Annotated in this window: 14 protein-coding genes; 13 read left to right on the top strand and 1 reads right to left on the bottom strand. The window is 43.0% G+C overall.

Annotated elements, in window-relative coordinates:
• The first annotated feature begins 54 nt into the window (after nt 1-54).
• The 10 genes from murC to dacB all read left to right on the top strand — a co-directional run bounded on the left by murC (nt 55) and on the right by dacB (nt 11,731).
• On the top strand, nt 55-1,422 hold the full coding sequence (murC, locus tag R8806_RS06340) for a UDP-N-acetylmuramate--L-alanine ligase (RefSeq protein WP_124316965.1): 1,368 nt from the start codon (nt 55-57) through the stop codon (nt 1,420-1,422).
• 150 nt (nt 1,423-1,572) lie between these two features.
• The gene (locus R8806_RS06335) at nt 1,573-2,229 is read left to right on the top strand and encodes a cell division protein FtsQ/DivIB (RefSeq protein WP_229782483.1); all 657 of its coding nucleotides are present in this window, start codon (nt 1,573-1,575) and stop codon (nt 2,227-2,229) included.
• Nucleotides 2,230-2,242: 13 nt separating this feature from the next.
• Nucleotides 2,243-3,409 (top strand): cell division FtsA domain-containing protein, encoded by a 1,167-nt coding sequence (locus R8806_RS06330; RefSeq protein WP_124316966.1) that lies wholly within the window; start codon nt 2,243-2,245, stop codon nt 3,407-3,409.
• A gap of 21 nt (nt 3,410-3,430) precedes the next feature.
• A complete protein-coding gene (gene ftsZ, locus R8806_RS06325; RefSeq protein WP_087420582.1) occupies nt 3,431-4,801 on the top strand; it encodes a cell division protein FtsZ in 1,371 nt (456 codons plus the stop codon).
• Between the two features lie 12 nt (nt 4,802-4,813).
• Nucleotides 4,814-6,025, top strand: coding sequence for a cell division protein FtsZ (gene ftsZ / locus R8806_RS06320; protein ID WP_124316967.1), 1,212 nt, complete (start codon nt 4,814-4,816; stop codon nt 6,023-6,025).
• A 134-nt stretch (nt 6,026-6,159) separates the two neighbouring features.
• Nucleotides 6,160-7,998, top strand: coding sequence for a DEAD/DEAH box helicase (locus R8806_RS06315; RefSeq protein ID WP_124316968.1), 1,839 nt, complete (start codon nt 6,160-6,162; stop codon nt 7,996-7,998).
• Nucleotides 7,999-8,087: 89 nt separating this feature from the next.
• Complete coding sequence (gene yihA / locus R8806_RS06310; protein ID WP_118302812.1) at nt 8,088-8,690, top strand: ribosome biogenesis GTP-binding protein YihA/YsxC; 603 nt, start codon at nt 8,088-8,090, stop codon at nt 8,688-8,690.
• 77 nt (nt 8,691-8,767) lie between these two features.
• A complete protein-coding gene (xseA, locus tag R8806_RS06305) occupies nt 8,768-10,147 on the top strand; it encodes an exodeoxyribonuclease VII large subunit (RefSeq protein WP_151411784.1) in 1,380 nt (459 codons plus the stop codon).
• Between the two features lie 13 nt (nt 10,148-10,160).
• Nucleotides 10,161-10,358 carry an exodeoxyribonuclease VII small subunit gene (gene xseB / locus R8806_RS06300; protein WP_034502262.1) on the top strand — a complete coding sequence of 66 codons (198 nt, stop codon included), beginning with the start codon at nt 10,161-10,163 and terminating at the stop codon, nt 10,356-10,358.
• Nucleotides 10,355-11,731, top strand: a complete 1,377-nt coding sequence (gene dacB, locus R8806_RS06295) for a D-alanyl-D-alanine carboxypeptidase/D-alanyl-D-alanine endopeptidase (protein ID WP_124316969.1) — start codon at nt 10,355-10,357, stop codon at nt 11,729-11,731. Before xseB ends, dacB begins: the two co-directional genes overlap by 4 nt.
• A 47-nt stretch (nt 11,732-11,778) precedes the next feature.
• On the opposite strand, the gene R8806_RS06290 is transcribed toward dacB, so the two are convergent.
• Nucleotides 11,779-12,108, bottom strand: a complete 330-nt coding sequence (locus tag R8806_RS06290) for a DUF5684 domain-containing protein (protein WP_027201036.1) — start codon at nt 12,106-12,108, stop codon at nt 11,779-11,781.
• A gap of 380 nt (nt 12,109-12,488) precedes the next feature.
• Here R8806_RS06290 and R8806_RS06285 point away from each other — a divergent pair, with 380 nt between their 5' ends.
• The 3 genes from R8806_RS06285 (at nt 12,489) to R8806_RS06275 (ending at nt 14,404) form a co-directional block, all read left to right on the top strand.
• Nucleotides 12,489-12,878 (top strand): response regulator, encoded by a 390-nt coding sequence (locus tag R8806_RS06285; protein WP_317715791.1) that lies wholly within the window; start codon nt 12,489-12,491, stop codon nt 12,876-12,878.
• Between the two features lie 475 nt (nt 12,879-13,353).
• Nucleotides 13,354-14,100: a hypothetical protein gene (locus R8806_RS06280; protein WP_135950349.1), complete on the top strand. Its 747-nt coding sequence runs from the start codon at nt 13,354-13,356 to the stop codon at nt 14,098-14,100.
• Between the two features lie 97 nt (nt 14,101-14,197).
• Nucleotides 14,198-14,404, top strand: coding sequence for a helix-turn-helix transcriptional regulator (locus R8806_RS06275; RefSeq protein WP_032564469.1), 207 nt, complete (start codon nt 14,198-14,200; stop codon nt 14,402-14,404).
• The last annotated feature ends 8 nt before the right edge of the window (nt 14,405-14,412 follow it).

The following is a 14,412-nucleotide window of genomic DNA, read 5'->3' as shown; positions in this document are numbered from 1 at the left end:
GAATTGAATGGTCTGCCATTTTAAATTTTAAATTTTAAATTTTAAATTCATGGTATGGATATTAAGAATATAAAGGCGGTGTATTTTGTGGGTATCGGGGGGATTGGAATGAGTGCGTTGGCTCGTTATTTTAAGATGATGGGTTACGAGGTGGCAGGATATGACCGGACATCGTCACCGTTGACACGAAAAATGACGGACGAAGAAGGGTTTGAGATTACTTACGAGGATGACGAGAAGGGAGTTCGGGAGGTTTTCCGGGATAAGGAGCATACGTTGGTGGTATATACCCCGGCGGTACCGCAGGAAAATCGTATTCTTAGTTTTTTCCGGGATAACGGGTACGCTTTGCATAAACGGGCGGAGGTGCTGGGATTTTTGTCTCATAGTAAAAAAGCACTTTGCATTGCCGGAACGCATGGAAAGACGACGACTACGACGATGCTGGCTTTTCTGTTGAATCGTTCGCACGTGGGATGTAGTGCTTTCCTAGGGGGAATTTCCTCTAATTTCGGCACGAATTTGTTGATTGATAAGGATTCGGATTACGTGGTGATCGAGGCGGACGAGTATGATCGTTCATTTTTGCATTTACATCCGGAGATTGCGGTAATCACGGCTATGGATGCGGATCATCTGGATATATACGGGACGCACGAGCATTTGATCGAGGCTTTCGAGGAATTTGCCTTGCAGACACGAGGTGAGTTGTTTTTACGTAAGGGGTTGGAATTGAAAAAAAGAACGATTACGGGGCATTATGCTGCCGGGGAGAAAGCGGATTATTATGCCAATCGGTTGCGAGTGGATAACGGGAGTTACTTGTTTGATTATATCGGGAAAGATTTGGAGATAAGGGATTTGAGGATGTGTTTTCCGGGGCGGGTGAACGTGGAGAACGCGACGGCTGCAATCACGGTGGCTTTGTATGCAGGAGTGACACCGGAAGAGATTCGGGAGGCTTTGCCTTTGTTTAAAGGGGTTTCCCGTAGATTTGACGTACATGCGAAGAGTGACCGATTGATTTATATTGACGATTACGCTCATCATCCGCGGGAGATTGAGGCATCTCTTTCTTCCATTCGGGAGATGTGGCCGGATAAGAGGTTGACGGTAGCTTTTCAGCCTCATTTGTACTCACGGACAAATGATTTTTACCCGGAGTTTGCGAAGAGTTTGAATCTTGCGGATCAGGTGATCCTGCTGGATATTTACCCGGCACGGGAGCAACCGATTCCGGGGGTGACATCGGGGTTGATTGCCGAGCGACTGACGGTGCCATTCGTGCGGGTGACGAAGGAAGAGTTTCCGGAGTATGTGAAGGAGAACGTGAAGGAGGGAGTTTTTATGACCGTGGGAGCCGGGGATATAGATCGTTTTATTCCGATTTTCACGGAGATGTTTGGAGGGACGGATTGCTGATCGGGGTTACAGGTTTGGATGTAATGGATAAGAGACGAGAATTTGAATTAGAAATTTTAAATTTGTAGGCTGGGAATAGAGATGAAACGCATTTTACCTTACATATTATCTTGCATTTTGCTTGTATACCTGATAATTGTGCTTACCTTTGTGGCGACAAAATCGGGGGAGGTAACATGTAGAGGGGTACGGGTGGCTGTCAAAAATACGGATGTTAACGTGTTTGTCGATGAGGAGGATGTTATGAAGGCGATAAAGAAGGGGTACGGAGACATTATGGACAAAAGTATATTGGCGGTGAATAAAGATAGTTTGGAAAGGGTGCTTGTCAAGAATCCGATGATTAAATCGGCTCAGGTTTACTACAGTTTAGACGGTTATATTCATGTAAATATCCAGCAACGTGAACCTGTTTTGAGAGTACTAACGGGTGAAGGGTATTACGTGGATCGTGACGGGAGAGTGATGCCGTTGTCTTCTAAGTTTACTTCCAGGGTTGTTGTAGCAACCGGTGATATAAATAAGAAATTCGCTTGCGAGAAACTGGGTCCTTTCGCGATGAAATTGAAGAATGAACCATTTTGGGACGCGTATATCGAACAACTGGTTGTGAGGTCGAACGAGGATGTTGTGATGATTCCTAAAGTGGGGGATTTCCGGATCGTGTTGGGAAAGGTGGATGATTGCGAGGCGAGGTTGGAGAAGTTGATGTTGTTTCTGAAGGACGGTATCACGAAAAAAGGGTGGAATCGTTACAAGGAGATCAATTTGAAGTTTGACAACCAAGTTGTTTGTGTTAGAAAATAAAATATTAGATATTATGGGGTTTGTAGCTTCTTTGGATATGGGGTCTGGAAAAATGGTGATGGCTCTCGGAGAAAAGTCCGGGAGTGATTGTCGTTTGGTCGGTGTCATAAGTATTGCCTCACAAGGAGTTAAACGGGGCAAAATTGTTGATAAACTTCGGGCAAAAGCATGTATCCAGCGTTTGTTGGATCGTTTTAAGAGCGAGTATGAGGTTCATATTGATGCTTTGAACGTTGCTTTGAGCGGGGCGTGGGTGAAACAGATTGAAGACCGGGAGAATATCAAGTTTTCTCGTCCGAAGAGTATAGACCAAGGGGATTTGCAGGAGATGGAAAAAAAGTGTCGGAGCGTGGTGGGGGCCGGTGATGAGGAAGTGGTGGATGTCGTTCCGTTCGCTTATTACGTGGATAAGGAGAGTGAGGTGAACCCGGTGGGAGTTACGGCGAAACGGTTGGATGTCCATTATCACGTGTATGTGGCAAGGAGTAGTGAGTTGAGGGATTTGAGGGATATGTTTGCCAACCTAGGGGTTGATAAGATAGATTTTTATTCGATGGCCGGAGCCGCGCAGAAGGCTTTGATCACGGCAGGATCGGATATATGTAATTTCGCTTTGCTTGATCTAGGCGCAGATAGTATCAAAGTACAGGTTTTCCAAGACGGGCTTGTTTATTTTGACGAGGAGTTGCCATTGGGATGCAGCACGATTGATGGGGATATAAATACAGCATTTTCGATTAATGACATGGAGAAGGCACGCAAGCTGAAAGAAGAGTTCGGTATGGCGTTGCGGGCATCGTGCAAGAACCGGAAGATTATGATTCCCGATACGAAGTATTGTATTGATAGTCATGATTTGGTACACGTGGAGCAATCCCGTTTGGAGGAATTGTTGGAAGGGGCTATTTTCCAAATGCAGGAAAGTGGTTGCTACGAGGATTTGGATGACGGGATTTTGTTGACCGGAGGCGGTTGTCAGGTGGCGGGGATCGAGGTGTTGTTGTCCAAGTTGTCGGGACATTCGGTCGGATTTGCAAAGGTGGCAAGTGTTAAAGCGGATCGGGAGGCTAGTTTGAAGTCCCCAGCGTATTTTACGGCTTTGGGACTGTTGCAGTGTGAACGTCGGGAGGTGAAAAAGCCTAAATCCGGTGGATGGTTTAGTAATTTTTTTAAAGAATAAATGATATAAGACCTTTCAGCTATGCTTAATGAAGATGATTTATTGGTTGTGAATATTCCACCACAGGAAGAATCGATTATCAAGGTGATCGGAGTGGGTGGAGGCGGTAGTAATGCCGTGAACCATATGTGCCGTCAGGGTATTCGGGGCGTAGAGTTCGTGGTGTGTAACACGGATATACAGGCGTTGCGGATTAGTCCCGTGAAGAATCGTATTCAGATCGGTAAGGAGCTTACCGAGGGGCGTGGAGCGGGAAGTTTGCCGGAACGCGGTAAACAGTCGGCTATTGAAAGTCTGGATTATATCAAAACGATATTGGAGCGTAACACGAAAATGGTGTTTATCACGGCAGGTATGGGAGGTGGAACCGGAACGGGAGCCGCGCCTATTATTGCCAAGCAAGCTCGTGAGTTAGGTATTCTGACTATCGGAATCGTGACGATCCCTTTCAGTTTTGAGGGACGGAAACGAGTGGAGCAAGCTATGGAGGGTGTTGACGAGTTGTCGAATTACGTGGATGCCCTGTTGATTATATGTAACGAGAAGTTGCGGGATATGTACGGGGATTTGAAATTGTCGAAAGCGTTCGAGATGGCGGATAACGTGTTGACGATCGCGGCTAAGAGTATTGCGGAGATCATTACGTTGAAGGGATTCGTGAACGTGGACTTTGCCGATGTGGAGGTGGTGATGCGGAATAGTGGGGTGGCGCTGATGGGTGCCGGAGAGTCGGTTGGAGAGAATCGTGCGCTGGAGGCTGCGAAGATGGCATTGGAATCGCCCTTGTTGAATAGTAATGATATTCGGGGGGCATCTAATATATTGTTGAATATGTTGTACGGTAGTAAGGAGATCACGATGGATGAGATTACCTTGATTACCGATTACGTGAAGGAGTTGGTCGGGAACGATGTGGACGTGATTTGGGGGGCTGGTAAGGATGATGCTCTAGGTGATGAGTTGCACGTGGCTGTGATCGCTACAGGGTTTAACGGTTCACCTATCGAAAGGAAAAAGACGAATATTTCTTTCAAGGTGGAGACCGTGGAAGATTTGGAGATGCAGACGGTGGATGCCCGGAAGTTGGAGGAAGAGGAGCGGATGCGCAAGCAAAAACTGGAGGAAAGTCGTCGGTTGCGCCAACAGCGAGGTGAACAGCGGCGGGATGTCGGGAAACGTCAACGGGCTATCGTGTTTGACGACGATGATGACGATGAACCGGTTCGGGAAGAGGAGACTCACCGGAAACGAATCGAAGAGTACGATCGGGAGTTTGAACTGGAGAACGGGCGCAAACGGGGAAAAAATGAGGTGCCGGATGTAGATAGTTGGTTCAAGCGTAAGCTGGGGAATATGTTCAACGAGGATATGAATAGGGATTCACAAATGTAATAATGGACGATCATGGTAGATGGATTGATAAATTTTAACCAGTTTGAGATTACTACCCCGATTATTAAGGTGATCGGAGTCGGAGGTGGTGGCGGTAATGCTGTGGAATACATGTACAGGCAAGGGATCTGTGACGTGGATTTCGTGTTGTGTAATACCGATTCGCAAATATTGGAACATAGTCCTATTCCGACCATTATTCAATTGGGGAAGACCCTGACTGAAGGACGGGGAGCGGGGAACCGACCGGAAATCGGAGAGGCTGCCGCTAACGAGAGTATTGATGATATAAAAGCGTTGTTGAGTACCAATACGAAGATGGTGTTTATCACGGCAGCGATGGGGGGAGGTACCGGGACCGGTGCGGCACCCGTGATTGCCAAGGTTGCCAAGGATATGGGTATTCTGACGGTGGGTATTGTTACGATACCTTCCCGCTTCGAGGGGCCGAAACGTTTGGATCAGGCTCGTGAAGGGGTAAAAAGATTAAAAGAACACGTGGATTCTTTGATTATCATAGATAATGAGAAGATACAACGGATATTCGGATCGCAGACATTGTCGAGTGCATTTGCCAAGGCTAACGACGTGTTGAATATTGCTGCCAAGGGTATCGCGGAGATTATCACGTTACCGGGATATATAAACGTCGACTTTGCCGACGTGAGAACGGTGATGACGGATAGTGGAATTGCTATTATGGGTGCGGCGAAAGCCTCCGGTGAAGACCGGGCGAAGCGGGTGATTGCCGAGGCTTTGAATAGTCCTCTGCTGAATAAGAGCGATATACTGGGAGCTAGTGACATCTTGTTGAATATTACATCCGGGACGGATGAGATTACGATGGATGAGATGAGTGAAATCACGAATTACGTGATTAAGGAAGTAGGTGATAATGCAGCTATAATCTGGGGTGTGGGAACTGATGAGGCGCTGGAAGACGCAATTTCCGTGACGGTGATTGCTACCGGCTTTCCCATGGAGGACGTGGAAAACACGTTCACGAAACCCTTGAAGGGAGTTGCGTCCGTGAATGATGTTTCGGAAGAGGCGGTGGATGCCGCCCGTACGAAGAAGATCAAGGACGGGGTAAAGGATTACGTACAGGTCATTTTAAAGGAATCGGAGGTTTTGCTTCAACCGGATCTGTCACCCGAAAAAATAGAAGAATTGGCAACGACTCCGGCGTATACACGGAGACATTTAAAAATAGACAGACCCTAGCGATTTAGTGATTTAATGATTTAGCGATTACGTGATTTCCGGTTTATAAGTAGAGGCGTTAGCCTTGTGAGGAGGAATCTAAAATCAAAAATCACTAAATCCGAAATTGTAAGGGGGTAATTTAAAACAGTTTAATGGAAAAATTTAGAGAATTAGGATTAGACGGGGAAATTCTTAAAGGAATTGCAGATTTAGGGTTTGAAACACCGAGTCCGGTACAAGAGAAGGCCATCCCTGTTATTTTGGGCGAAGAAAATGATTTGGTTGTGTTAGCCCAGACCGGGACGGGAAAAACAGCGGCTTTCGGATTGCCGTTATTACAGAAAATTAATCCGGAGTGGAATAGTGTACAGATATTGGTTCTGAGTCCCACGCGTGAGTTGTGTATGCAAATCGGGAGTGACTTGAAAAAATATTCAAAGTATCTTCCGGATATTCGTGTGACCTGTGTGTACGGGGGGACGGATATTAGAAGGCAAATGAAAGAATTACAGAAGGGGGTACACGTGGTTGTGGCTACTCCGGGACGTTTGGTTGACTTGTTGAACCGGAAGGCATTGAATATCGAGACCGTGTTTGCTGTCGTGCTGGATGAGGCCGACGAGATGTTGAACATGGGATTCCAAGAAGATCTGGACTTTATCTTGAGTAACACGCCTAAGGATAAAAATACATATTTGTTTTCGGCGACAATGCCGAAAGAGGTAGAGCGGATTGCCCGGAATTATCTGGTGAACCAGAAGGAGATTTCCGTGGGTAAGAAGAATCAGGGTGCAGACACGGTGTCTCACCAATATTATATGGTTCGTGCGAAAGATTGTTACGAGACGTTACGTCGAATCGTGGATTGCGCTCCCAGTATGTACGCTATTATTTTTACCCGCACGAAAAATGATGCGCAGGATATAGCGAAACATTTGCAGCGTGATGGAATTGATTGCGATGCATTACATGGGGATCTGAGCCAAGCGCAGCGGGATAACGTGATGAACGCTTTCCGGGCGAAACGGCTGAAAGTGTTGGTGGCAACCGATGTGGCAGCTCGTGGGTTGGATGTGGATTGCCTGACACACGTGATCAATTACAATTTGCCGGAAGACGTGGAGAGTTACACGCATCGTAGCGGTAGAACGGGACGTGCCGGAAAGGAAGGAATCTCTATTGCGATTATTCACTCGAAAGAGAAAGGGAAATTGCGTCGGATTGAAGGTATCTTGAAAAAGAAGTTCGAGTACAAGCAAGTTCCGGTAGGGGAAGAGATTTGTCGGGCTCAGTTGGCATTCTATGCAGATAAGATTTTAGCATCGGAGGATCAAGAGGATATGGATCTGTATGCTCCGGATGTGTACGAAAAGTTCGCAGAGCTGACGAAAGAAGAGTTGATCCAACATTTGGTTTCCTATGAGTTCGGTAAGTTACTGAAGAAGTATAAGAATACGGCTGATTTGAATATTAGCGAGGATGACCGTGGAGGTCGTTCAGAGCGAGGTGAACGTGGAGATCGGGGAGATCGACGTGACCGTCGGGGACGTGGAGAAGAGACTGTGTACAGCACGTTTATGCTGAATGTCGGTCGGGAAGACGGGTTGACACCTCGTGATTTGATGGGCTTGATTAATAAATATTCTCGTCGTCGGGGGATTGGTGTCGGAGGTATTCGTATTTTTGATACAGATACTAAATTCGAGATTGACGAGGAGAGTGCATCTGATTTCGCCGTAGATTTCAGCAAGGTTCTTTTTAATGGTATTCCATTGGAGATAAAGGCTATCCCGACTCGGGACAATGGACGTCGTCGGGATGACCGGAGTCGAGGCGAGTTTTCCGGAAGACGGGAACGTCGAGATCGGGACAAACGAGATAGCCGAGGTGGCGGACGTCGGGAAGAAAAGAGTGGTGGAAAGAGAAGAGGAAGACCGGGAAGTGATCCGAAAAAGCCGAGAAATTTCAATAGATCGTCTTCTCGCGGCTAGAAAATAATTTGTACATTTGAACATGGGAAGTGTAAGGTTTACTTTACATTTTCACATGTTCAATGTTTATATATTCAAATTGAAAAATGATGGAAATTAAGAGTGCCAATTTTGTGATAAGTAACACGGATGTGAAGAAGTGTCCGGATCCGGATAGACACGAATATGCGTTTATCGGGAGATCGAACGTGGGGAAATCTTCGTTAATTAACATGTTAACGAACCACAGTAAACTGGCCAAGACATCCGGCAGTCCGGGAAAGACACAATTAATCAATCATTTTTTGATTAATGATGAATGGTATCTGGTGGATTTACCCGGATACGGCTATGCCAGAACATCTAAATCTCAGCGAGGACAATTCAGTTCCATGATAAAGAATTATATTTTAAAACGGGAGAATATGGTATGTCTTTTCGTGTTGATTGACAGCCGGCACGATCCGTTGAAGATTGATCTCGATTTCATGGAGTGGCTGGGAGAGAATGGGGTGCCTTTTGTTATGGTCTTCACGAAGGCCGATAAGTTGACGACCACGGAACGAATGAATTGTATTGCCAAATATCAGGAAAAGATGAAAGATACATGGGAAAGTATGCCCATGGCGTTTATTACTTCTGCTGAAACAAAATTGGGACGGGTGGAGTTGTTGTCTTATATTTCTGAGTTGAATAGATTAGAACTGGAATAAGATGGTGTGATGAAATGATTTTATAATCATGAAATCATAGAATCGGCAATCACAGAATCTTTAAATCATAAATTAACATGGAGGCTATTGGATTATACCAATTGAATAGTTTGGTGAAACGGGAGTTAAAGAATCGTTTTCCGGATAGTTTTTTGGTTATAGCCGAGATTGCTGATGTGAAAGAAAATCGGTCCGGACATTGTTATCTGGAGTTGGTGGAGAAGAGGGAGGAAGATGATGCGGTGATAGCCACGGCTCGGGCTACGATATGGGCTTTTACCTATCGGATGCTAAGACCTTATTTTGAAACAACCACGGGAAAATCTTTACAAAAAGGGATCAAGGTACTGGTTCGTGCCGAGATTGTCTTTCATGAGTTGTACGGGTATTCTTTAAATATAAAAGATATTGATCCGACTTTCACGGTTGGAGATCTGGAGCGGAAACGTAAAGAAATTATTGATCGATTGACGCAAGAGGGGGTAATTGATATGAATCGGGAATTGGAGTTTCCGATGTTACCGAAGACGGTGGCTATTATATCTTCCCCTACGGCTGCCGGGTATGGTGATTTCGTGGATCAGTTACATCGTAATGTTTACGGGTATGCTTTTCATACCAAGTTGTTTCCTGCCGTTATGCAGGGGGAGAAAACAACAGAATCTATTATTGCTGCCTTGGAAAGAATTTACGAGTATGAATCACTTTTTGATGTGGTGGTGATTATTCGAGGGGGTGGTTCACAAACGGATTTGGGTAGTTTTGATTCCTACGAGCTGGCTGCTAACGTGGCGCAGTTTCCTATTCCTATTCTTGCAGGTATCGGACATGAACGGGATGAAACGATCGTGGACCGGGTGGCTTATCGGAGTGTGAAGACCCCAACGGCAGCGGCGGCTTTTCTGATTGAGTGCTTTAACGAGGTGGATAGTGTATTGGAGGACGCTAAGGAAACCTTGGTGAGAGAAACCAGAAGAATTTTGCAAGAAGAAAAAACTCGTCAGGTAGTACGAATTACGGAGTTCAAGCAATTTACCCGTCTTTTTTTAGAGGGGCAGGCAAATAATTTGACCTTGTCGTCCCGGAGAGTAGAACACGCCTCAAGGCTTTTTGTACAGGAGCGAATCAATGGATTGGAGCAATTGAAGATGAAGGTAGAAGGGAAGGTTGGAACCTTGTTTGAGCGTCAGAGGAATCGTTTGGACGATATACAAAAGACAATGGTACGTAAAACAACAGAATTGTTTACGGCTAATCGTTATTTTCTGGAGTTGGCAGAAACGAAAATGAAGTATGTTGATCCGAAAAACATACTGGAAAAAGGATTCTCGATTACTCGCATCAACGGAAAGGCGGTTCGGGAGACGGATCGTGTGAAGAAAGGGGATGTGCTTGAAACAGAATTGTTCAAGGGAGTTATTCGAAGTGAAATAAAAGATATTGAGACAAACATCTAATATATAATCGGTTATGGAAGAAAAATTGACATATAAATCCGCTATGGAGGAGATTGAAAGCTTGGTGAAGTTGTTGGAAGAAAATAAGTTGGATGTGGATGAGCTGAGCGAGAAAGTGAAGCGTATGGCGGTGCTTGTTGAGTTTTGTAAGGGTAAATTACACCGGACGGAAGAGGATGTAAATAACGTGTTGAAATCAATTACCGAATGATGAAATCCGGTTGGCTGTTTCTTTGCATGCTGATTTCAGTGACCTCTGCGTTAGGGCAGACTCGAACAGGAGAACGAAATTTGTGGGGAAGGGATGAAGTGAAACATGCAGCGATAGGGGTTTGCGTGAAGAACGTGGAAACGGGACAGGTTGTGTACGAGCATAATCCGGGAATGGCATTACGTCCGGCCTCCGTGGTTAAATTGTTTTCTTCTGCATTAGCATTAAAACGGGAAGGAGATTCTTTAACTTACACAACAGAGGTTTTTTATACAGGGGAGATTGATGAAGGGAAACTCTCTGGAAATATTGTTATACAGGCGGGAGGTGATCCGACATTAGATTCAAAATATTTTCCAAAAACGTGCTTTATGGATAGTCTTGTTTCTAAAGTTGTGAACTTGGGGATTAAACGAATTCATGGAAATATTATTATAGAGACAGAAGGTGAACCAGCCCGTATTCCGGGGTCTTGGCCGTGGGAAGACGTGGCAAATTATTACGGGGCTCTTTATCATTCATTTAATTACCGGGATAATACGTACACGATAAACTTGAAATCCGGAAAACCGGGCACTCAAACCAAGATCGTGTCTGTTGAGCCTTCTGTTCCGGGAGTAAAATTACGGAACGAAGTGATGGCTTCTGCCAAGAATGCGAATGATGCGTGGATATACGGGGGGCCAGAGACTGCGACGTTATTAATTCAGGGGACTATTCCAGCCAATCGTTCTTCTTTTGCGGTGAAGGGAGCTATGCATCACCCGGATGCTTGTTTTAGGGCAGAACTGGAAAAGCGATTGAAGGGGAAAGGTATCACGTTGGATAAACAAAAGATAGAAGACGGAGAGCGTCACGCTTTGTTTACGTTAGTCTCTCCTTTTTTAAAAGATATTGTTTATTATACCAATAAGAATAGTATCAATCTTTTTGCCGAGGCTTTGGGCGAATTAATCAGTCCGACAGATTACGCGAGAACAGTGAAGGCAGAATTAAGTGGTATGGGAATAGATTCATGTGGAATTACGTTGAAAGATGCCAGTGGTTTATCGCCAGCGAATGCCGTTCCGGCGGAAGTATTCACGGATTTATTGATTTGGGCAAAGGGACATTTAAGTGATGTTTTTGTTGCCTCCTTACCACAAGGAAATGTGGATTGGGGATTACGAATTTATTCTGATCATCCAATTTTACGGGGGAATATTCTTGCCAAAACGGGGTCTATGTCCGGGGTTCGGGCGCTTGCCGGGTATTTGAAAACTCAACGAGGAGAAACGTTAGCTTTTACGATTCTTGTGAATAATTACGTGGGTGATCCCGTGAAGGTGCAGGAGATCATTAGGGATTTATTGAAAGAGTTTGCAGATAAATGAAAAAAACCGGCAAAACGCCGGTTTTTATTCTAAATATATAGAACGAATTATTCATTCTTGAATTGGTCATCTCCGAATGCTAACATCGGGAAGGTGATAAAGGGGAAGAAAATAGTTGCAATGGTGAATCCGATGCCTTTTCCAAATTTCTCTAAAAACTCTTTTAAAGCAATGATCGAGAAGATGATGTTCGCAATGGGAACAAAGATCATAATCAATAGCCACCACCACGGTCTGTTAATGATTTGGAGCATTACGTAAAGATTGTAAATAGGGATAATGCCTTCCCAGCCTTGTCTTCCTGCTTTTTCGTACACTTTCCACATTGAAACAAGTAATAATACGACAATAAGCAAGTAAATGATAGATACTAACATAGTTCTGATTTTTTAGTTAAACATTTATAGTAATAGAATTCCTTTTTGCCACACAGCATTTCTGTTGCAAATGTATAAAAATTGATATGAATGTCAAAGATTTTTGATGTTTATCGTGCGTCTTTTTTCTTTCAAGGAATTGTAGGATTTCGTTTTTGAAGTAGAGTGTATGGAAATGAAGCGATAAAGATAAAGTCTCGACAAAATTTGATCATTTCACAAAATTGCATACCTTTGCCCTAGGTGTTGGTTTGGGATTAACGATAGGATATCTGTTGAGGAGAGGGAGAGGGTATATCGATCGAATCCGAAGAAAAGAAGTTCTATATTTAAATTTACAATTCCTTATCAAGAAATTGCTATCATAAAGGTATAACGATATGGAAAATAATGAAATTAAAGGAAATGTTAGTGAGGGAAGAACCGTTTTAGTGGCAGAAGATGTTGAGAGTAATTTTCTGCTATTAAAAGCAATTATCGGAAAAATGTATAATTTACTTCACGCTTGGAATGGAAAGGAAGCTGTTGAGATATATGAACAATTCCAACCGGATTTTATTCTTATGGATATTAAAATGCCAGAAATGGACGGGCTAGAGGCAACTCGAATTATTCGTAAAGTTTCTCAAGAAATTCCGATTATAGCTTTAACAGCGTTTGCTTTTGATGACGATCGGGTAAAAGCGTTAGAGGCTGGTTGTAATGATTATTTGACCAAGCCGTTGTCAGCTCCTTTATTAAAGGAAACGATTGCCAAGTATCTGGTTTGATTGATATTATTATAAAATTATTGTATTTCTAATTTACGTGTATGGAAGTTCGTTATGGATTTCCATGTCGTGTATAAGGAAGGTGTTATTGGGTATGAAAAAAGCTGTAAACTTATTTGTTTACAGCTTTTTTATGTAGATGCTAGAATTTTATTTCACTTCCTCAAAAATAATATATTATATAAATCAGCAAGTTACAAATATATGGTACAAATATGATATCCTTTTATACAATACACTCTAAAAATGATAATAAAGAGAGTTTCTCATAGAGAAGGAAAGATTTATATTTATTTAACACTTCATTCCCTATTTGCAGATGTTTTCATTTGCTACTGGATATTTTCACTTGTTATGCTTTTCTTTTCACAAATAGCATAAAATGAACTTATTACAGTTACTTCCTCTATTTTTGCCTTTCGCTTTTTATGAAAATGCGTTGTACCTTTGCATTGAGAAATAAATAACAATAGACATGAAGCAAAAACAATATATACTCCACTCTTGGGTAATAGAGGTCATTGCGGTGCTGCTGGCTTCGATGATTGCATTTCAAGTATGCAATATATTTGGCATACGAATGAATTTGCTTCCGTTTATTATGGCTACCGGATATGTCATACTAAAATTCATGTATCATCTTTGCATTACGGTGGCAAGATATATTATAGAAGCTATCCCTCAATCATTTTGGGTATCAGTCAAGAAAAGAGGCAATAAAAAGCCATTGGCTTTAGTTCCTTTTCCTATCTCAAACTGCGAAGAAGTTCAGAAAAAACGAATGGAATTATTTCACTATGAATACCAGCGTGAGCAACAACAATACCAACAGCAAAAAGAGAAAGAAGATGATGAAAAACTTAATGCTATTCTGAAATACACACGAGATACATTTAAACGTTTTGATTTGGATGAAACTGAGATTTTCCAAATATGTGAATGTGTTCGCTATTTTGTGGCCAATAGGCGAGTCCTTTCTATGACTGAAATTCATATCAAGAAGCACAATTCTATCACCCAAATCTCTTTGAAGAACTTCGCTTGGAATATCGCTTTCCAATATAATATAGGTAGAGATATGACTACATCATTTGTGATGGCGACATTTTCCGAATGGTTCGCTAACTCTACATTTGACACTGTTAGAAAAAATCTGCGCACTACTACTGGACGTCATAAGATTGAAATTGACGAAAATATCTTATCAAAATACGCTATCTAATCCTTTTTTTGCTTCCTGATAATAATTATTATCGGAAGTTGTTTATACTGTCAGACAATTTATATAAATTTGCCCTCGGATTAAAACATTTTACCTCATGGCTAATTTAAACAGATTAAAAGTGGTACTTGCAGAGCAACAGAAAACAGGAAAATGGCTTGCAGAGCAAATTGGGAAGTCCAACTGTACTGTAAGTAAATGGTGCAGCAATTCGGTTCAGCCAGACCTTAAAACGCTTAATGATATAGCCAATGTTCTTAATATTGACGTGAAAGACTTGCTTGTCAGCAGTTGCAAATCATAAAACAACTT

Origin of the sequence: Butyricimonas faecihominis (genome assembly GCF_033096445.1) — a bacterium.
In the GTDB taxonomy this organism is placed as follows: domain Bacteria; phylum Bacteroidota; class Bacteroidia; order Bacteroidales; family Marinifilaceae; genus Butyricimonas; species Butyricimonas faecihominis.
This window is presented reverse-complemented; position numbering and strand designations above follow the sequence as displayed.

Coding starts and splice junctions, on each gene's coding strand:
- murC (WP_124316965.1), top strand. CDS start 55: ATGGATATTAAGAATATAAAGGCGGTGTATTTTGTGGGTATCGGGGGG.
- R8806_RS06330 (WP_124316966.1), top strand. CDS start 2,243: ATGGGGTTTGTAGCTTCTTTGGATATGGGGTCTGGAAAAATGGTGATG.
- ftsZ (WP_087420582.1), top strand. CDS start 3,431: ATGCTTAATGAAGATGATTTATTGGTTGTGAATATTCCACCACAGGAA.
- ftsZ (WP_124316967.1), top strand. CDS start 4,814: ATGGTAGATGGATTGATAAATTTTAACCAGTTTGAGATTACTACCCCG.
- R8806_RS06315 (WP_124316968.1), top strand. CDS start 6,160: ATGGAAAAATTTAGAGAATTAGGATTAGACGGGGAAATTCTTAAAGGA.
- yihA (WP_118302812.1), top strand. CDS start 8,088: ATGGAAATTAAGAGTGCCAATTTTGTGATAAGTAACACGGATGTGAAG.
- xseA (WP_151411784.1), top strand. CDS start 8,768: ATGGAGGCTATTGGATTATACCAATTGAATAGTTTGGTGAAACGGGAG.
- xseB (WP_034502262.1), top strand. CDS start 10,161: ATGGAAGAAAAATTGACATATAAATCCGCTATGGAGGAGATTGAAAGC.
- dacB (WP_124316969.1), top strand. CDS start 10,355: ATGATGAAATCCGGTTGGCTGTTTCTTTGCATGCTGATTTCAGTGACC.
- R8806_RS06290 (WP_027201036.1), bottom strand. CDS start 12,108: ATGTTAGTATCTATCATTTACTTGCTTATTGTCGTATTATTACTTGTT.
- R8806_RS06285 (WP_317715791.1), top strand. CDS start 12,489: ATGGAAAATAATGAAATTAAAGGAAATGTTAGTGAGGGAAGAACCGTT.
- R8806_RS06280 (WP_135950349.1), top strand. CDS start 13,354: ATGAAGCAAAAACAATATATACTCCACTCTTGGGTAATAGAGGTCATT.
- R8806_RS06275 (WP_032564469.1), top strand. CDS start 14,198: ATGGCTAATTTAAACAGATTAAAAGTGGTACTTGCAGAGCAACAGAAA.